Annotated in this window: 15 protein-coding genes; 9 read left to right on the top strand and 6 right to left on the bottom strand. The window is 58.2% G+C overall.

Going from position 1 to position 18,043, the window contains the following annotated elements:
- The first annotated feature begins 10 nt into the window (after nt 1–10).
- The 7 genes from GSQ62_RS06505 (at nt 11) to GSQ62_RS06475 (ending at nt 10,329) form a co-directional block, all read left to right on the top strand.
- Entirely contained in the window at nt 11–1,012 is a 1,002-nt protein-coding gene (locus GSQ62_RS06505) for a PorP/SprF family type IX secretion system membrane protein (RefSeq protein WP_161888759.1), read from the top strand.
- Nucleotides 1,013–1,168: 156 nt separating this feature from the next.
- Nucleotides 1,169–3,181, top strand: coding sequence for a lectin-like domain-containing protein (locus tag GSQ62_RS06500; RefSeq protein ID WP_161888758.1), 2,013 nt, complete (start codon nt 1,169–1,171; stop codon nt 3,179–3,181).
- Between the two features lie 8 nt (nt 3,182–3,189).
- On the top strand, nt 3,190–4,182 hold the full coding sequence (locus GSQ62_RS06495; RefSeq protein WP_161888757.1) for a PorP/SprF family type IX secretion system membrane protein: 993 nt from the start codon (nt 3,190–3,192) through the stop codon (nt 4,180–4,182).
- A gap of 177 nt (nt 4,183–4,359) precedes the next feature.
- Entirely contained in the window at nt 4,360–5,574 is a 1,215-nt protein-coding gene (locus GSQ62_RS06490) for a pyridoxal phosphate-dependent aminotransferase (protein ID WP_161888756.1), read from the top strand.
- On the top strand, nt 5,574–6,593 hold the full coding sequence (locus tag GSQ62_RS06485) for a bifunctional heptose 7-phosphate kinase/heptose 1-phosphate adenyltransferase (protein ID WP_161888755.1): 1,020 nt from the start codon (nt 5,574–5,576) through the stop codon (nt 6,591–6,593). Before GSQ62_RS06490 ends, GSQ62_RS06485 begins: the two co-directional genes overlap by 1 nt.
- Complete coding sequence (locus GSQ62_RS06480; protein WP_161888754.1) at nt 6,574–8,373, top strand: TrkH family potassium uptake protein; 1,800 nt, start codon at nt 6,574–6,576, stop codon at nt 8,371–8,373. Before GSQ62_RS06485 ends, GSQ62_RS06480 begins: the two co-directional genes overlap by 20 nt.
- Nucleotides 8,374–8,529: 156 nt before the next feature.
- Complete coding sequence (locus GSQ62_RS06475; protein ID WP_161888753.1) at nt 8,530–10,329, top strand: TrkH family potassium uptake protein; 1,800 nt, start codon at nt 8,530–8,532, stop codon at nt 10,327–10,329.
- Nucleotides 10,330–10,524: 195 nt separating this feature from the next.
- Here the strand turns inward: GSQ62_RS06475 and hemE are convergent, their stop codons facing one another.
- The 3 genes from hemE to GSQ62_RS06460 all read right to left on the bottom strand — a co-directional run bounded on the left by hemE (nt 10,525) and on the right by GSQ62_RS06460 (nt 12,630).
- Nucleotides 10,525–11,571: a uroporphyrinogen decarboxylase gene (gene hemE / locus GSQ62_RS06470; RefSeq protein ID WP_161888752.1), complete on the bottom strand. Its 1,047-nt coding sequence runs from the start codon at nt 11,569–11,571 to the stop codon at nt 10,525–10,527.
- Nucleotides 11,572–11,718: 147 nt separating this feature from the next.
- Entirely contained in the window at nt 11,719–12,342 is a 624-nt protein-coding gene (locus GSQ62_RS06465) for a MarC family NAAT transporter (protein WP_161888751.1), read from the bottom strand.
- Nucleotides 12,343–12,381: 39 nt separating this feature from the next.
- Nucleotides 12,382–12,630: a hypothetical protein gene (locus tag GSQ62_RS06460; RefSeq protein ID WP_161888750.1), complete on the bottom strand. Its 249-nt coding sequence runs from the start codon at nt 12,628–12,630 to the stop codon at nt 12,382–12,384.
- 149 nt (nt 12,631–12,779) lie between these two features.
- On the opposite strand from GSQ62_RS06460, the gene GSQ62_RS06455 reads away from it, so the two are divergent.
- Together GSQ62_RS06455 and purE are read left to right on the top strand one after the other, a co-directional pair.
- Nucleotides 12,780–13,910 (top strand): 5-(carboxyamino)imidazole ribonucleotide synthase, encoded by a 1,131-nt coding sequence (locus tag GSQ62_RS06455; RefSeq protein ID WP_161888749.1) that lies wholly within the window; start codon nt 12,780–12,782, stop codon nt 13,908–13,910.
- Nucleotides 13,911–13,918: 8 nt separating this feature from the next.
- Nucleotides 13,919–14,446, top strand: coding sequence for a 5-(carboxyamino)imidazole ribonucleotide mutase (gene purE, locus GSQ62_RS06450; protein ID WP_161888748.1), 528 nt, complete (start codon nt 13,919–13,921; stop codon nt 14,444–14,446).
- An 86-nt stretch (nt 14,447–14,532) separates the two neighbouring features.
- Here purE and GSQ62_RS06445 read toward each other — a convergent pair whose 3' ends face one another.
- The 3 genes from GSQ62_RS06445 to GSQ62_RS06435 form a co-directional block, all read right to left on the bottom strand.
- Nucleotides 14,533–15,852 carry a hypothetical protein gene (locus tag GSQ62_RS06445; RefSeq protein ID WP_161888747.1) on the bottom strand — a complete coding sequence of 440 codons (1,320 nt, stop codon included), beginning with the start codon at nt 15,850–15,852 and terminating at the stop codon, nt 14,533–14,535.
- Between the two features lie 71 nt (nt 15,853–15,923).
- Nucleotides 15,924–16,982, bottom strand: coding sequence for a glycosyltransferase (locus tag GSQ62_RS06440; protein WP_161888746.1), 1,059 nt, complete (start codon nt 16,980–16,982; stop codon nt 15,924–15,926).
- 2 nt (nt 16,983–16,984) lie between these two features.
- On the bottom strand, nt 16,985–17,938 hold the full coding sequence (locus GSQ62_RS06435) for a glycosyltransferase family 2 protein (RefSeq protein WP_237587037.1): 954 nt from the start codon (nt 17,936–17,938) through the stop codon (nt 16,985–16,987).
- Between the last annotated feature and the right edge of the window lie 105 nt (nt 17,939–18,043).

The raw sequence follows: 18,043 nt of genomic DNA, 5'->3' as shown, positions 1-18,043 counted from the left end.
GGAAACGCCCATGAAACAACTTTTACCGCTCCTTATTTTTCTTTGTATCCCTTTGCTGGTGTACGGACAACAGAAGCCTCAATACAGCCAGTACTCCATCAACAACTACCTGCTCAACCCGGCTATTGCCGGCATCGAGCAGTACGCGGATGTGAAGATCGGCAACAGGTCCCAGATGTCGGGCATAGAGGGCGAGCCATCAACAATTTATATCAGCGCCCATGCCCCCATCGGCTTCACATCCAGGGGAGGGCGTTACCGGACGGGCAAATCGACCCCCTCGTTTGGCGGCAGAAACCAGAACGGGCGGATCAGCCAGCAGTTCAGGCCGCACCACGGCGTGGGCATTCTGGCCGTGCGTGACCGCCTGGGGGCCTTTGCCAGAACAGAGGCGAGCCTGGCCTACGCGTATCACCTGAAACTCTCCCGTGACGTAAAACTGGCGGGTGGAATCAGCGCAGGCTTGATCCAGCAGCAGCTGCGCTCGGAGGAGCTGACCTTTTCCAACCCTGCTGATGCCGCCAAGGCAGACTGGAACATGGTGAAGCCAAACCTCTCCGCCGGATTCTGGCTATATGGGAACAGCTTTTACATTGGGAGCTCGGCAACGCAGCTTCTGGGCAACGCCACTAATTTCGACAATGCCGTACAGGACCGAAACCTGCTGTACGAGCACTATTTCCTGACGGGCGCCTACAAATTCGACATCACCGAAAGAGTGAGCCTGATACCGTCTATCATGTTGATGTGGTTGCAGCCTTTGCCGGGCTCAGTCGACTTCAACCTGCGCGCGGTGTACGACAACAGGCTGTGGGTAGGTGGCTCCTACCGGCAGAACGGGAATTACGCCGTACTGGCCGGTGTCACCATCAGCCACATCTTTGACCTCGGCTACGCCTACGACAGGGGCGTGCCTGCCTTCAACGGCATGGGGGGAGGCAATCATGAGGTGGTGGTCGGGATGCGCATTTTCAACAAGGCGAAGGTGCTTTGCCCGCAGAACCTCTGGTAACCGACTTACCCTATGGGTGTGGCTTTCTCCACACCCATAGGGTAAGTCTTTCCTGCCCTTCGCTTCATTGCAGCACATGCGCGCATTTCTGGCATCTGACAACAGAGAAGATAAAATAATCTTTTTTTTCTATCTTTTTATCGTTAGCATCGGGCCATGAATGCTCCGCTACCGCCCAAAGCGAAATTCCCTGCTTTTACCCGAACGATTCTCACAGCTATATGGGGCTGCCTTCTTGTCGCGCTTTTCACTCCTTTGGCTACTCAGGCGCAGTTTGTAACCCGTGGCGATGCCGTGAAGCTTTCGGAGCAGTGCTACAAGATCACGGAGGATCGGATGAACCGTTACGGATCTATTTGGTCAGAAAAGAAACTGGATTTGTCGAAGCCGGTGGAGCTGGAGTTCATCATCTATATGGGCACCAAAGACAGGGAAGGGGCCGATGGAATTGCTTTTCTGATGCATAACGACCCACGGGGACTGACGGCCACAGGAGCCATAGGAGGAGGCTTGGGCTATGGCGACCCCAGTGGAATCCGTCCGTCTGTCGCGATGGAATTTGATACCTGGCACAACATGGACGACCCCGCCGACATTGCCGCAGACCACACGGCCCTGGTATACAACGGCAACATCCGGCAGCCTGTGGTCCGCGCCATGCCAATCGACCCGAACAGCCCTGACATCGAGAACAACCAGTGCCATACCTACAAAATCGCCTGGGACCCCGAAACCCAGTTGCTGCAATTGTACTTCGACGGAGAACTCCGCATCAGCCACACCGACGATATTATCAAAAACGTGTTCAGGGGAACGAAGGAAGTCTATTATGGCTTTACAGGCTCCACCGGGGGGAGCTCCAACGAGCAGACCATCTGCGTGCTGGGCGAAGCCGGTGTGCCCGTGGCGAACGATGATATGGTGGAGGCAGCACCCGGCAAGCCCATAGAAGTGGCCGTGCTGGCCAACGACACCCACACAGGAGGCGCCGCCCTCACCCTCACGCGCATCGTCAGCCAGACAGGGAAAGGCGTGGCGGAGATTGTGGGAGACAAAATCATATATACCCCCGATGCCTGGGTGGCGGAAGCCGATAATGTGGTGACGTACGAGGTAAGCGACGCCGGCTCCGGCCAGTGCTATGCCAAAACCGCCACAGCCAAACTGCACATCCGGGTGAGGTGCCAACTCCCGCTTGACCCGGTGGAAATAACCGTTGAAGGGGCCATCACTTTCTGCGAGGGGGAAAGCGTGCGGTTGTCGGTGCCGGGGCTGGCCGGGCCTGTATATACCTGGAAGCGGAACGGCATCCCGGTCGGGGAGAACAATCCGGAACTGGTCGCCTCAGTCTCGGGCAATTATACCATAGAGGTGTCCACCGTTTGCGGCACCGTCACAGCAGACGCAGTGGCCGTGAAGGCCAATCCCACACCGGCACCGCCCATTGTGCCTGACGTGGAACGGTGCGGCCCCGGCACGATTACGTTAAAGGCAACCGGGGGCAACGAGAGCGAATACCGGTGGTATACAGCGGCTTCTGGTGCCCCGCCCCTGGAGGATGCCACCGGCAGCCGATATATAACCCCCGAACTCACTGCCACGGCCACCTATTATGTGTCGGTGGTGCGGGATGGCTGCGAGAGCAGCCGCGTGCCGGTGCGTGCCGTGGTGGAGACGGTACCGGAGCTGGCGCCTTTTGCAGAAGTGATTGTGGACGAGGGCGAAAGTGTAGAAATTCAAAGTGCGCCCGGCGGGGCAAGCTATATATGGACGCCCGCCTCGGGACTCAGCAATACCACTGTAGCCAACCCGGTGGCGCAGCCCGCTCAAACCACTACCTACACCGTGACCGTAACCACCGCGGGCGGCTGCCGGGTCACCGGCCAGGTGAAAGTGATCATGCGGAAAGAGCTGGTGATTCCGAATGCTTTTTCCCCCAATGGCGACGGCGTGAACGAGACATGGGAAATCGCCACGCTGGAGGGCTACCCCGACGCGCGCGTCGAGGTTTTTGACCGGTGGGGGAGCAGGCTCTTTGAAAGGACCGGCTATATAAGAGAATGGAACGGCACCCTGCACGGGAAAGCGCTGCCGCAGAGCACCTACTTTTATGTGATCACGTTAAGTGGAGGGCGCAAACTTACCGGATCTGTCAGCATCGTGCATTAATCTCTCCCATGAGCAGAACCTTAGCCCTTGTTTTTTTGATTCTCGTGCCCCTGCTGGGTTTTGCACAGCAGAAGCCACAGCACAGCCAGTACATGATAAACAACTTCCTCCTCAACCCGGCCATTGCGGGCATCGAGGATTACACGGACATCAGACTGAGTGCGCGCAACCAATGGGTGGGGGTGGAAGGAGCGCCGAGCACCTATTACCTCAGCGCACATTCCAGACTAGCAAAGAAAAACATCGCCGCAAGCCCCGGCTCTGTGGAAACAAGGACCCCGGGCTTTGCCGCAGAGCGGGAAAAGCGCAGCATCCACCGCACCGAACGCTACAAGCCCCGCCACGGCGCAGGGCTCATCCTGCTGCACGACAAACTGGGGCCGTTCGAGCGGACGGAGGCCAACTTCTCCTACGCTTACCACACCCCCCTTACCGAAAACCTGAAGGCGGCGGCGGGGGTGTCAGCCGGGCTGACGCAAATGAAAGTGGCGGGCAGCTCTTTGTCTTTCGTGGACCCGAATGATGCCGCCGGAACAGACAGAAGCACCTGGCGGCCTAACCTGTCGGGCGGGCTGTGGCTGTACTCGAGCAGGTTCTATGCGGGCGCTTCCGCCGCCGAGGTGCTGGGGAATGCCGTTGCCTTCAGCGGCGATGCGGGGGAGGCGCGCATCCACTACTTTTTTACGGGAGCCTACAAAGTCGCCGCCTCCGGAAAACTGGCGTTTATCCCCTCGGTGATGGTGAAATGGCTGCGCCCGCTGCCCGTGTCTGTGGATTACAACCTCCGGGCCTTATATAAAAACCGCATCTGGGCAGGCGTCTCGTACCGGCAGCACGACAGCGTCGTCTTTCTGGCGGGCCTCACCCTGAACCATATATATGAGCTGGGCTACGCCTACGACACCGGCGTGAGTTCCATGGGTGCCTCCAGCCATGAGGTGGTGCTGGGCGTGCGGCTATATAACAAACGCAGAATCCTCAGCCCTTCTAATTTGTGGTAGGCAGGATGCCATATATACATCGCCGCCCTCTCTTTTGTGGCTGATATACAGCACAGTGCTTTTTATTTTCAACACTTATCCCCAACTTGAACGGCAGCAACAAATGCAAATGCCACGGCCGCAACGTTGGATAGTCTGTGGCTTTATTAGTAAATTGCCAGCTTAACCAGAAAAGAGATGCAAAACACAGAGGAAGTAAGATCAGCACTGTCAGACAGAATCTTAGCCTTGTCTGAGTCACAAACCATCGCCATGGCCAAAAAGGCGCGCGAACTGGCTGCGCAGGGGCACGATGTCATCAACCTGAGCTTTGGCGAGCCTGATTTCCAGACGCCGCAGTATATAAAAGACGCCGCCAAAAAGGCCATCGACGACGGGTTCACCTTCTACACGCCGGTGCCGGGCTACCCGGAACTGCGCCAGGAAATCGTGAACAAATTCAAGCGCGACAACAACCTGGACTACAAGCCGGAGAACATCGTGGTGTCTACGGGAGCGAAGCAGAGCATTGCCAACGCCGTGCTGTGCCTCACCAACCCCGGCGACGAGGTGATCATTTTCTCGCCTTACTGGGTGTCGTACGAGGAGATTGTGAAGCTGGCCGAAGGGGTGCCGGTGCCGGTGATGGGCCGCTTGGAGAACGACTACAAGGTAACAGCGGAGCAACTGGAGGAAGCCATCACCTCCGACACCAAACTGGTAATGTATTCTTCGCCCAGCAACCCCACCGGCGCGGTATGGGACGAGGACGAACTGCGCGCCATCGCCAAAGTGCTGGAGAAGCATCCGCAGGTGTACGTGATCGCCGACGAGATATACGAGTACATCAACTTCGAGGGCAAGCATTTCAGCCTGGCCAGCGTCGACGCCATCAAAGACCGCGTGGTGACGGTGAACGGCTTCTCGAAAGGCTATGCCATGACGGGCTGGCGCGTAGGCTATATGGCCGCCAACAAGGAGATTGCCTCCGCCTGCGACAAACTGCAGAGCCAGATTACGTCCGGCACCTGCTCCATCTCGCAGAAGGCAGCCGCCGCAGCGCTCAAGGGCGGCAGCGCGTCCTCGCTGGAAATGACCGAGGCTTACCGCCGCCGCCGTGACCTGGTGCTGGGCCTGATGAACGAGATAGAAGGCCTCGGGACCTATGTGCCGAAAGGCGCGTTTTATATCTTCCCGGATGTGAGCCACTACTTCGGCAAGCGCGCCGGCGACAAAACCATAGAGAACTCGGAGGACCTGGCCATGTTCCTGCTGGCCGACGCGCACGTGGCGACAGTGGGCGGAGAGGCGTTCGGGGCACCGCAGTGCATCCGTTTCTCTTTTGCCGCCTCCGACGAACAACTGACCGAGGCGATGCGCCGCATCAAGAGCAGCCTTGCAAAACTGCAGTAATGACGCAAATTACAAGTTTAGAGGGCCTCTTTGAGGCCTTCAACAGACTTACTGTGCTGGTGGTGGGAGATGTGATGATTGATTCGTACCTCTGGGGAAAGTCAACGCGCATCTCTCCCGAGGCACCCGTACCCATTGTAAATGTAGTAAAGCGGGAGAAACGCCTGGGCGGCGCCGCCAACGTGGCCCTGAACGTGGAGGCCATGGGCGCCACGGCCCTGCTGTGCTCCGCTATCGGCGATGATGCCGACGGGGCCGACTACCTGCGCCTGATGGAGGAGAAAGGCCTTTCCACCGAAGGCATCCTGCAAAGTCCGGAGCGGGTGACGACCATCAAGCACCGCATCCTGGCCGGGGCGCAGCAGTTGCTGCGCGTCGACGCCGAGATAGAGCACAACCTGACGGAGCAGGAAGAGCGCCGCCTGGAGGAGCGTTTCCTGAAGCTGCTGGACAAGGCCGATGTGGTGATTTTTGAGGATTACGACAAAGGTGTATTCTCGGAACAGAACATCCGCCGCTTCCTGCAACTGGCCAACGCGCGCGGCATCCCCAGCGTGGTAGACCCCAAGAAAAAGAATTTCCTCAGCTATATAGGCTGCACCCTGTTCAAACCCAACCTGAAGGAGCTGAAGGAGGGCCTGAAGGTGGAGTTTGCCGATGAGAACCTGCCCGCCTTTGAAGCGGCCGTGGCCGATTTGCAAAAGCGCCTGCAGGTGCGGCGGGTGCTGGTGACGCTGTCGGAGCGGGGCGTGTTTGTGGCCGACGGAAAAGATAAAACCTATATAGCCGCCCACCGCCGTGCCATCTCCGACGTGTCTGGCGCCGGCGACACCGTGATCAGCATCGCGGCGCTGTGCATGGCCCTGCGCACCTCCAAAGAGCTGATGGCCGGCCTCAGCAACCTGGGCGGCGGGCTGGTTTGCGAGCAGGTGGGGGTGGTGCCCGTAAACAAAGCCAGGCTTTTAGAAGAGGCCCGGCAGGTGAGGTTGTTCCAGAAGGATGAATACGGAGTCGCTTAACAGGTTTCTGTACGGTAGCAAGCTGCGGGCCTATGCCCTGATGCGGCACACCGCCTACACCCTCACCGGGGCCGCCCTGGGCCTGCTTATATATGCCCACGGGGTGGAGCAGGACCCCATGATGCTGAACAAGCTGTACAAGGCTATTGACGCCATCCTCTCCATCTTCGTGCTCATATACCTCCTGCGCATTGTGTACGCCTTCGAGCGGGCCAAGTTTCTGAGGCGCACCTGGTTCGAGGGGATTCTGATGGGAATTATCTTTCTTAACGAGTTCTCCACCTATGTGCTGGGCTTCCCGCTCATATATAACCTCTTCGAAAGTATCGGCATTCCGCTCTCGGTGGAGGTATACCGCATCGTGGTGTCGCTGTATATGCTGGTGTTGCTCGTCATCGAGCTGCTCGAAACAAAAGTCCACCTGAAGGCCCTGCAGGTAAAGCCCGCCATCACGTTCATCGTAAGCTTTATTTCCCTCATTGCCATCGGCACAGGGCTTTTCATGCTCCCCAAGATGACGAACGCGCCCGACGGCATGCGTTTTATCGACGCGCTTTTTATGGCCACCAGCGCCTCCTGCATCACGGGGCTGGTTGTGGTGGACCCCGGCACTTACTTTACCCTCTCGGGCCAGGTGCTGCTGCTGCTGCTCGTGCAGTTGGGCGGCCTGGGCGTGATGACCTTCGCCACGTTCTTTGCCTCGCTGATGCGGCAGGGCATCGGCATCAAGCAGCATGTGGCCCTGCACGAGATCATGGAGAGCGAGTCGCTCTTCTCCACCAAAGGCCTGTTGCCGAAGCTCATCCTCCTGACCCTGTCGATAGAGGCGGTGGGCGCCTCCATCATTTTTTTCAGCTGGGGCCCGGAGGTGCGTTTCGAAAGCGTGGCGGGGAAAATATACTTTTCTGTTTTCCACAGCGTGTCGGGCTTCTGCAATGCGGGTTTCTCGCTTTTTCCGGAGGGGCTATATACCGCCCCGGTCCGCTTCTCCTATGTGCTGCACCTGATTATCGCGGCGCTGGTGATACTGGGCGGCATCGGCTTCCCGACCATGCTGGACGTGTTCTCACCCACGGCCATGCGCCGGCGCCTGGGGGCGCCCTGGCGCAACTGGAGGCTGCTCTCGCGCGTCACCATCTACACCTCGGCTGGGTTGCTTGCCGCCGGCACCCTGATTTTTTTCCTGCTGGAGTATTACAACTCGCTTTCGAGCCTCGGGTTTGCGGAGGCGCTCGTATCCGCCTTCTTCCAGTCGGCCACTACCCGGTCGGCGGGCTACAGCACCGTAGACGTGTCCTCCCTCAGCGTGTCCACGCTGCTGGTGTTCCTTGTTCTGATGTTTATCGGAGCCTCGCCCGGCTCCATGGGCGGCGGTATCAAGACCACCACCTTCACCATCATCCTCCTGTCTGTAGCCGCAACTATAAGGGGGCGGGAAAACGTGGAGATCGGGAACCGCAGTATCCCGCATTCGCTGTCTTACAAGGCGTTTTCGGTGTTTACGTTCGCGGTGGTGATCAATGTTGTTTTCGTGATCCTGCTTTCTGTCACGGATGCACAGTTCCAGATCGTACACCTGGTGTTCGAGCAGGTGTCGGCTTTTGCCACGGTGGGGCTGAGCACCGGCATCACGGCGGGCCTGTCGGATATGGGGAAGCTGATAATAGTGATTTCAATGTATGTGGGAAGGGTGGGCACGCTGACGCTGGCGCTGGCCCTGAGCACGCGCGCCTCGACTGCGGCCTATAAATACCCGGCTGCGCACCTGGCCGTCGGGTAAAGCGCCATATGGGGCAGGGAGGCAGAAGTATGAAGCACCTCACCGACAAAACCTGGGCTGGCGGCAACGGGCGGCGGGTGAAGCAAGTATCCTTAGAGGCTCCTGCCTGCAAAACCCGCGCGGGGCGGGCACACAACTAAAGGTTTGATATGACGCATGACTACCGAAACGCTTAACAGAATTTTATACGGCAGCAAGCTGACGGCCTACATGATCATGCGCCGCTCGACTTACGTGCTCACGCTGCTTGCCATTGGCCTGCTGGTTTACGCGCACGGGGTGGAGGAAGACCCCGGGGACCTGCATCTGTTGTACCATGCCATCGACGCCATCCTGTCCATCTTCGTGCTCATATACCTCCTGCGCATCCTGTACGCCTTCGAGCGGGCCAAGTTTCTAAGGCGCACCTGGTTCGAGGGGATTCTGATGGGAATTATCTTTCTTAACGAGTTCTCCACCTATGTGCTGGGCTTCCCGCTCATATATAGCGTTTTTGAAGGAATCGGCATCCCGCTCTCGGTGGAGTTTTACCGGGTGGCGGTGTCGCTGTACATGCTGGTGCTACTGACGGTGGAGTTGCTGGAAACGCAGGTGCACCTGAAGACGCTGCGGCTGCGCCCCTCCCTCACGTTCCTGCTCAGCTTTATCTTTCTGGTGCTGGTGGGCGCGGGGCTGTTCATGCTCCCTAAAATGACGAATGCGCCGGGCAGCATGCGCTTCATCGACGCGCTGTTCATGTCCGCCAGCGCCTCCTGCGTCACGGGCCTGGCCGTGGTGGACCCGGGCACTTACTTTACCTTTGCCGGACAGGTGGTGCTGCTGCTCCTGATTCAGTTAGGTGGGCTGGGCATCCTTACCTTTGCCACGTTCTTTGCCTCTCTCATCCGGCAGGGCGTCGGGATAAAGCAGCACGTGGCCATGCATGAACTGCTGGAGAGCGAATCGCTTTACTCCACCAAGGGCATGCTCGGAAAGCTCGTCTTTCTAACCCTCCTCATCGAGGGCATCGGGGCGGCGTCCGTGTTTATGACCTGGGGCACCGAAGTGGAATTTCCGAATCTGGGGAGCAAAATCTTCTTCTCTGTTTTTCACGCGGTGTCTGCTTTCTGCAACGCCGGGTTCTCGCTTTACCCGCAGGGCCTGTACACGGAGCCGGTACGGCACGCCTACATCCTGCACCTGGTGATTGCCACGCTGATCATATTCGGCGGCCTGGGCTTCCCGACCATTGTGGATATCTTCTCGCGGCAGAACATGCGCGCCCGCCTGAAGGCTCCCTGGAAAAACTGGCGGATGCAGACACGTATCACCATCTATATGACGGCCATCCTGCTGGCCACCGGCACCATTGGTTTCTTTCTGCTGGAATACTTCAACACGCTGTCGGACAAGAAGCCGGTCGAGGCGCTGATAACGGCCTTCTTCCAATCGGTGACCACGCGCACGGCTGGGTTTAACACCGTGGACATCTCGGCGCTGACGGTGCCCACCATGCTGCTTTTCATCTTCCTGATGTTTATCGGCGGCTCACCGGGCTCTACGGCGGGCGGTATCAAGACCACTACCTTTATGGTTATCCTGCTGGCCGTCGTCACAACCATACGCAACAAGCGGAATCTGGAGATCGGCAACCGCACCATTCCGCATTCTGTTGCCTACAAAGCTTTCTCGGTGTTCACGTTCGCGGCCGTCCTGAACCTGTTTTTCCTGTTCGTCCTCTCCATCTCCGACGGGCAGTTCAGCATCATCCAGCTGGCGCTGGAGCAGGTGTCGGCTATTGCCACGGTGGGGCTGAGCACCGGCATCACGGCGGGCCTTTCCGATGTAGGCAAAACCGTTATTATCCTGTCGATGTACCTGGGGAGGGTGGGTACGCTGACGCTGGCGCTGGCGCTGAGCACCCGCACTTCCTCCACCGCCTACAAGTACCCCGAAACGCACCTGGCCGTCGGGTAAGGGAGGTATAAAGTTAAAAAGTGAAAAGTGAACGGCTCATATATAAAAAGCCCCACTGTAAAGGCGGGGCTTTCTATATATGAGCCGTTATGGTTGCGCCTATTGCGCCTATATATAGAACCTGTTTAGAGTTTCTTTTTGTAAAATTCTAAACAGGTTCGTAGCCTAAAGGGCTACGCATCACTCCCAAACTCTCTAACTTTCTGACTTCCTGACTTCCCCATATTCCTTCACGGTCTGCACAAAGCATTTCACTTTTTCGGGGTCGGTGTCGGGGTACACGCCGTGGCCCAGGTTGGCGATGTGGCGCTGCGGCCCGAATGCCTTCAGCATCTTGATGGTCTCGTGCTGGATGGTGTCGAAGGAGCTGTAGAGCAGGCAAGGGTCCATGTTGCCCTGCAGTGTTTTGTTGGGGCCTACCTGCTGGCGGGCGGTGCTGATTTCCATGTTCCAGTCCAGGCCAATGGTTTCGCAGTTCAGCTCGCTGAAATCCTCCAGCGCGAAGAAGGCGCCTTTGGCAAAAACTGTTACCGGCACGTTTCGGATAGCGTTGCAGATGTCGGCGATATAGGGCAGGGCGAAGGCACGGTAGTGCGCCGGCGAAAGAATGCCCGCCCAGGAGTCGAACACCTGAATCAGGTTGGCGCCGGCCTCCACCTGCGCCTGCAGGTAAGCGATGGTGGTGTCGGTGATCATGCGGAGCAACTGGTGCGCCAGCTTCGGGTTGGTGTACAGCATGCCGCGCGCATGCGAGAACGTTTTGGAGCCGCTGCCTTCCACCATATAGGCCAGGATGGTCCAGGGGGCACCGGCAAACCCGATGAGCGGCACGCGCCCGTTCAGCCCCCGCTTCGTTACCCGAATCGCGTCCAGCACATAGTGCAGGTGCTCGTAGGGGTCGGCCACGCGCAGTGTTTTCAGGTCGGCCTCGGTGCGGATGGTTCTCGGGAAGATGGGGCCCTTGCTCTCCAGCATCTCGTAGGTGCAGCCCATGGCCTCGGGCACCACCAGGATGTCTGAGAAAATAATGGCGGCGTCCACGTCCAGTATGTCCACCGGCTGTATTGTTACCTCGGCGGCCAGCTCCGGCGTCTCCACCAGCTCCTTAAAGCCGCTCAGGCTGTTGCGCACCGCGCGGTACTCCGGTAAAATACGCCCCGCCTGGCGCATGAGCCATACCGGGGTGCGCTCCACCTGCTCGCCCCGGGCAGCCCTAATAAGCAAATCGTTCTTCAGTTGCATAGAGCAAAGATACTATAAAGTTATTGATTGTCGGTTGTTGATTGCTTAATGGCTGCATGGTTAAATGGCTATATATGTGGCGGGTGCAGCTTTATCAGACCTTTAACAATTTAGCCATATAACAATTCAACAATCAACACCCAAAAATCACCTCTCCGTGAAAAACAGCGCCGTCAGCGCCGACACGATGAAGTTGACGCCGATAGACAGTACAATAAAGCCCATGATGCGCGAAAGCGCCGACAGCCCCGCCTTGCCCATATAGCGGGTGAGTTGGTGGGAAGAGCGCAGGATGAGGTAAGTCACGGCGGCCAGCAGGATGATGCCCACCAGGATGAGCAGCATGTCGAGGCCGGAAAGGGTGGTGGTGAAGAGGCCGATGCTGATGGCGATGGAGCCGGGCCCGGAAAGCATCGGCATGGCCAGCGGCGTGAAGGAGATGTCTTCCTTTTGCTGGCCCTCTTCCACCACCTCCGTCGAGATCTTCTTCTTGTTGGCGCCCGGCGTCAGCAAATCGAAACCCGCCCGCATGATCATGAGGCCGCCCGCGATGCGCAGGTCGTGTATCCGGATGCCGAAGAAGTTGAGGATATACTGCCCCGTCAAAAAGAAAACCACCAGGATGCCCACCATATATAAACAGGCTTTCAGTGCCTGCTGGTTTCGCTGGGCGGGGGTGTCGTCCTGCGTCAGGGTCAGGAACACGGGCATGGCCCCAAAGGGGTTTACAACGGAGAACAGGGCGGAAAAAGTGGCCAGTATGATTTCCATAGATGAGCTTAGGCTTCCAAGGGCGCAAGCTACTCAGATTTATCGTAAGATGTACCAGTACAGCACCAGGTCATATACCAGCAGGGCCAGCAGCGTGGGGTAGTACTCGTCGCGGGAGCTGTCGCCGAGCACCAGGTAGCCTGTCAGGACCAGGCTGATGAACTGAAACGGAACCAGCAGCATGCTGGCTCCCGCCTGGCTGCTCCCATGCCAGAGCACCTCCAGGGCTATCAGGAACAAAGGGACATGGAACAATACCATCATGCTGCGCGCTAACCTTTCCGACATATCTCTGAGCATTAAGTATCATAAATATAGCGATGATTATATTGAGAAACAAAGGCTATTGCCGCAATTGCCGATATTCCTGCGGCATGAGGGGAAGGTTCGCGTATAATCCTTATTTTTGAGGAATAAGAACAAAAACGCACACTACGATGAAAGGAGAAGTGAAGCTGGGCATCCTGGGCGGCGGGCAGCTGGGCCGCATGCTGCTGCAGGCCGGGCTCGATTTTAATATATATACGCTGGTGCTGGACCCTGACGGGAACGCCCCCTGCCGCGACATCTGCAACGAGTTTTTCGTGGGCAGCTTCCGCGACTTCGACACGGTATATAAATTCGGGAAAAACTGCGACATCCTGACCATCGAGATTGAGCACGTGAACGCCGACGCGCTGGAGAAACTGGAGCAGGAGGGCGTGAAGGTGTATCCCGATGCCCGTACCGTGCGCACTATCCAGGACAAGGGGCTGCAGAAGGAGTTCTACCGGAGCCACAGCATCCCCACCTCGGATTTTGTGCTGGTGCAGGAAAAGGCGGAACTGCGGCAGCAATTGGACTTCCTGCCAGCCTTCCAGAAGCTGCGCCGCGAGGGCTACGACGGCCGCGGCGTGACGCGCCTGACAAACGAGGCAGATTTGCAGAAAGCCTTCGCGGAGCCCTCCGTGCTGGAGAAACTGGTGGACTTCGAGAAGGAGATTTCCGTGATTGTGGCCCGTAATGCTTCAGGGGAGGTAACGGCCTTCCCGGTGGTGGAGCTGAGCTTTCACCCGGAGCACAACCTGGTGGATTCGCTCTTTGCACCGGCCAACGTGCCTTACAAACTGCAGCGCCATGCCATCGAGATCGCCACCCGCGTGATCGAGGCGTTCGGGATGGTGGGCATCCTGGCGGTGGAGATGTTCCTGACGAAGGACGGGCAGATATTGGTGAACGAAGTGGCACCGCGCCCCCACAACAGCGGCCACCACACCATCAAAGCCAATTATACCTCGCAGTACGAGCAGCACCTGCGCGCCATCCTGAACCTGCCGCTGGGCACCACCGACATCCAGAGCGCCGCCGTGATGCTGAACCTGCTGGGCGAGCCGGGCTACGATGGCGAGGCAACTTACGAGGGCTTGCAGGAGGCGCTGGCGGTGCCGGGCGTCTACATCCACCTGTATGGCAAAAAATACACGCGGCCCGCGCGCAAGATGGGGCACATCACGGTGCTGGGCGAGAACATAGAAGAGGCGCAGCAGCGCGCCGAATCCATCAGAGACGTAATCAAAGTAAAAGCATAGATTTATATATGGCCGGAGAAACCACGACCACACAACCATTGGTAGGCATCATCATGGGCAGCCAGTCTGACCTGAAAGTGATGGATGCCGCCGCTGAGATACTGGAAACGCTTGGCGTGCCCTACGAACTGACGATTGTATCAGCGCACCGCACCCCGCACCGCATGATAGAGTATGCTGAAACCGCACGCAAGAAAGGGCTGAAAGTGATCATCGCGGGCGCGGGCGGTGCGGCGCACCTGCCGGGCATGGTGGCCTCGCTCACCACCCTGCCCGTCATCGGCGTGCCGGTCAAATCAAGCAACTCCATCGACGGCTGGGACTCGGTGCTGTCTATCCTGCAGATGCCGGGCGGCATACCGGTGGCCACCGTCGCTCTGAACGGGGCGTTGAATGCCGGTATACTGGCCGCTCAAATCCTGGGCACCACCAACGCCGCCATCGCCGACAGGCTGGAGAAATACAAGACGAGCCTGAAAGACAAAGTGCTGCGCTCCGTAGACGAGCTGAAAAGGGGTGACCGGGACGAGGATTAAGGGCCCTGCCTGTCTATCAGCAACAAACCATATATGGCTCAGTATAAACGCTGTGCCGCCGGTTGTACATAACCTTGGGTTTAGCTTTACAAAGGCTCTGCTTTGGCGTCAGCCGCATTCGCCTGCCACCGGTACACGTGTGCCGTCAGGGCCAGGAGCAGGAAGGCAAAGGCTGCAAAGGCGAGCCCTGCGGCGTAGAGGTGGTGCAGGCTGAACGCGGCAGAAAGAAAGACGACCCAGGCGGCTGTCCGGAACCGGCTCCACTTGTCTTCTACCACAATGATGAGCCGGAGGCACAGGATAACCGCCGCCAGCACGCAGAGCAGCTTCAGGGCCATGCTGGGCAACATGCCCTGTGCCGTTTCCCAGAGGGGGTGCGCGTAAAGGTTGCTGCCGTAATACATGGACACTGAGACGCTGACGAACGCCAGCAGCAGGTAAAAGTACCTGTTATACCGGTCTGCCCGATCGGCTATATGGTATATATACAGGCTGATGACGAACACCACAAAGGCGGTGGCGCTCGGGAACCAGTTTTTCGGGATGCCGTTGGCGTGCCCCGACACCTCGGCAGCGCCTGCCACCGCCGCCAGACCGGCCACCAGCACCAGGAGGATGAAGAGCAGGGAAACAAAAGCTGTTTTCCTGGCAAAGGAGAAATGGATGCTCAGGTGCGGTGTATAGGGCAGCAGGCTGGCAGCCTGCTGTTTGGTGATATGCAGCAGGTAAGTTGCTGTGGCGACCAGGAAACAGGTGGAGGCGAAAATCTCCGAGCCCTCCTCGAGCAGGAGCAGCGAAACAGGTCTTATCCACAGGCTGGGATCGGGGGCGGCCCGGAAGGCGGCAATCTCATAGTTCTCCTGCAGCGGGTTGCTCAGAAACAGCAGGAGACCCGCCACGGCAAACACCACTGACCACCCGGAGCGTATAAGCCGGACAAAGCTGAAGGTGAGCATGAAGCCCCCGACCAGCAGGATCACGATGTAAAAAAGCGCCCAGCCGGAGTAGCCACCGAAGCTGTTGAAGGCCTTGGTGTCGCCGATCGTTTCGTGGAACGAGCCTATCTCATCGAACGAGAGCGTCACGAAAACCATGCTGAACAGCAGCCAGCCGCCACTCAGATACCTGTCGCGCCAGCGGTGGAAGCGCTGCCAGTCGGCGCTGAAGCAAACCGCCGACATTACAGCGACAGACAGCAACAGCATGGAGGAGTACCAGGTCGCGATGGTGTTTTCCCTTGCCAGGTCCAGCAGCCACAGGGCCGTTTTAAAGCCGTAACTCTTTACATGCAGCGCATGGGCCGCCCATGTGCCTGCCAGCACCAGCAGGTTGGCAGCCAGTATAGCACCCAGGCACCAACGCAATTGCCCGGGCGAGAGGCGGATATGAATCAGGAGCTTTTTCATATATAACCAGGATATATAGATGGTGCATTATCATCGGTTATTCCCTGCTCTGTGGCCTCCGGGAGCAGTCGTTACAGCATTCTCATTTCCAGTTCTTCGCCAGGCAAAGGCCCAGGCTTGCTCTTCGTGAAGGTTACCAGCTTCTCGCGCTTGAACTGCAGTATCTTCGCGAAATTCCTCCGCATGGCGCGGTGCCGGCTGAAGCTCCAGAGCCTTGCCTTCACGCTCATGAGCTTGAGGGTGTTTGTCTTGGCGTCGTCTGAGCCGGCAGGAAGCCTGAACTTATGCAGCAGCAGCAGGTACAGCTGCTTTAAAGAGGAAAGAAAGAGGCGCAGCAGCTTTCTGTAGAAAGAGGAGGCGTTTCGGGCACCGGCGTTGATAACAAGCTGGTAAGGCACCAGCACCTCAAAGCATTTCGCCCGCTCCACAAAAAATCGCTCATAGTATCCCCATTCCATCCGCTCCCGTGGCATAAAGTGCCTGAAGCGGAGACTGGGGTCGTACCAGATGTCGTAGCCTATGAGGGCGAGCGCATAGCAAAACTCGTAGTCGCCGCCGGAGCTGAGGTTGGCGCCCACCCTGTCGGTGAGCATCGGCTCAAACCCGGCCGTGGCCACCGCCATATAGGCTGACTTGCGGATAACGCACCCTGCCCCATATACGGCGTTGCGGTAAACCTTTCCGGGTTTACTGGCTTGCCGCCCGTTGGCGAAGATGGGCATTGCGGCGGCCCAGGCCGGAGGTGGTGTTTCATACACAAGCTCCCCGTGCCCACCCAGCGCCCCGATGGAGGGATGCTGCTGCATGAGCTCGTACGCCACGCTCACATAGTCCGGTGCCAGCCAGTTGTCATCGTCGCAGAAGATGATGTACTCGTACCGGGCGCTTTCAAGGGCCAGCTCCCGGGCATAGGTAAGGCCAGGCTTTGGCTGGTGCAGGAGCGTAAACGGAGCCGTGCCGCCGCTTTTGGCCCACACAGCTTTCACCACTTCCGAGGTGTCGTCGGTAGAGGCGTTGTCCACCACGATCACCTCCCAGCATATATGCGGCGGCACCCGTTGCTGCGCGATGTGCGCCAGCGTGTCCGGGAGCATCCTGGCACCGTTGTAGGTGCAAATAACGATTGTCACGCCTATCGCCATACCGTGTGTATGAAAATTTTAAAGTAAACCTGGGCAATTTTAAGATAGAGCCGTGGTGCCTGGTGCAGGTGCAGCGCCTGCCTTACCTGGGCCTGCACGACCTGCCTGCTGTGCAGCCGCTGCCATAGCTGGCCGGCCAGCTTCACACCGTAATAGGCGTAATATTTTTTTGATTTTTTGAGTACTTTCTGCCGCTGGCGGGGGGGCAGGTGGCTTTGGATAAGCTCCATTGCCTGCGCCAGGTCCTGGATATGCTGCCCGTTCAGGTACTTGAGCCCCGATATGGAACCGGGGTGCTTCCGGTAATCTGCCAAAATATCAGGTGTGTAAGCCACAGGGTAGTGCCGGGCAATCCTGACCCACATCTCCCAGTCCTCGCCATACGTGAGGGCATAGAAACCGCCCAGCTTCTCGAACACTTCGCGCCGGACGGTAATGGCCGCGTACTGGATGCGCTGGCGCTCCGCTATCTTCAGGAGCCAGTCCTGCAAAACCCCGTGCTGCCGCACCTCCGGGCCTTGCTCATACAGCGTCTCGCCGGTTTCGTTTATGCATCTGTACCTGCAGAAGGCCGCGCCCGCCTCCGGGTAAGCCCGGAACAGCCGGCCCATGGCCGCGTAGTAGCCGTCGCTCACCTTGTCGTCCCCGTGCAGGAGATGGACCAACCGGCCCTGCGCCCGGTTAAGGCACGTCTCGAAGTTGCGCAGGCTGCCGACGTTTTCAGGCTGCCTGTGGTATTTCACGCGGCCTTTGCCGATAGCCTGAACCAGGGCGGCCACGTCGGTATCGGTGCTGGCGTCATCCACCACCTCCACCTGCATGTCCTGCTCCGGTACGCCCTGTGCCAGTACGCTGTGCAGGCACTCGCTTAAATACTCGCTGCAATTGTAGACGGGAACCATCACCGACCACAGGGGCCTGCCCTCCTTTTCAGGGAGGGGCAAAATGGGTGGGGGTGAGGGCGGTATACGGAGCATAGTAAAAATAAGGCCGGATAAACAAATCAGGAAAAGGTTAGTCACTGCTTTCCGATACCCGGTTTAAACAGA

This window comes from Pontibacter russatus (assembly GCF_009931655.1).
GTDB classification, from domain to species: Bacteria; Bacteroidota; Bacteroidia; order Cytophagales; family Hymenobacteraceae; genus Pontibacter; species Pontibacter russatus.
The sequence above is the reverse complement of the archived record's forward strand: the minus strand, read 5'-3'. Positions and strand labels throughout refer to the sequence as shown.

Coding starts and splice junctions, on each gene's coding strand:
- GSQ62_RS06505 (WP_161888759.1), top strand. CDS start 11: ATGAAACAACTTTTACCGCTCCTTATTTTTCTTTGTATCCCTTTGCTG.
- GSQ62_RS06500 (WP_161888758.1), top strand. CDS start 1,169: ATGAATGCTCCGCTACCGCCCAAAGCGAAATTCCCTGCTTTTACCCGA.
- GSQ62_RS06495 (WP_161888757.1), top strand. CDS start 3,190: ATGAGCAGAACCTTAGCCCTTGTTTTTTTGATTCTCGTGCCCCTGCTG.
- GSQ62_RS06490 (WP_161888756.1), top strand. CDS start 4,360: ATGCAAAACACAGAGGAAGTAAGATCAGCACTGTCAGACAGAATCTTA.
- GSQ62_RS06485 (WP_161888755.1), top strand. CDS start 5,574: ATGACGCAAATTACAAGTTTAGAGGGCCTCTTTGAGGCCTTCAACAGA.
- GSQ62_RS06480 (WP_161888754.1), top strand. CDS start 6,574: ATGAATACGGAGTCGCTTAACAGGTTTCTGTACGGTAGCAAGCTGCGG.
- GSQ62_RS06475 (WP_161888753.1), top strand. CDS start 8,530: ATGACTACCGAAACGCTTAACAGAATTTTATACGGCAGCAAGCTGACG.
- hemE (WP_161888752.1), bottom strand. CDS start 11,571: ATGCAACTGAAGAACGATTTGCTTATTAGGGCTGCCCGGGGCGAGCAG.
- GSQ62_RS06465 (WP_161888751.1), bottom strand. CDS start 12,342: ATGGAAATCATACTGGCCACTTTTTCCGCCCTGTTCTCCGTTGTAAAC.
- GSQ62_RS06460 (WP_161888750.1), bottom strand. CDS start 12,630: ATGTCGGAAAGGTTAGCGCGCAGCATGATGGTATTGTTCCATGTCCCT.
- GSQ62_RS06455 (WP_161888749.1), top strand. CDS start 12,780: ATGAAAGGAGAAGTGAAGCTGGGCATCCTGGGCGGCGGGCAGCTGGGC.
- purE (WP_161888748.1), top strand. CDS start 13,919: ATGGCCGGAGAAACCACGACCACACAACCATTGGTAGGCATCATCATG.
- GSQ62_RS06445 (WP_161888747.1), bottom strand. CDS start 15,852: ATGAAAAAGCTCCTGATTCATATCCGCCTCTCGCCCGGGCAATTGCGT.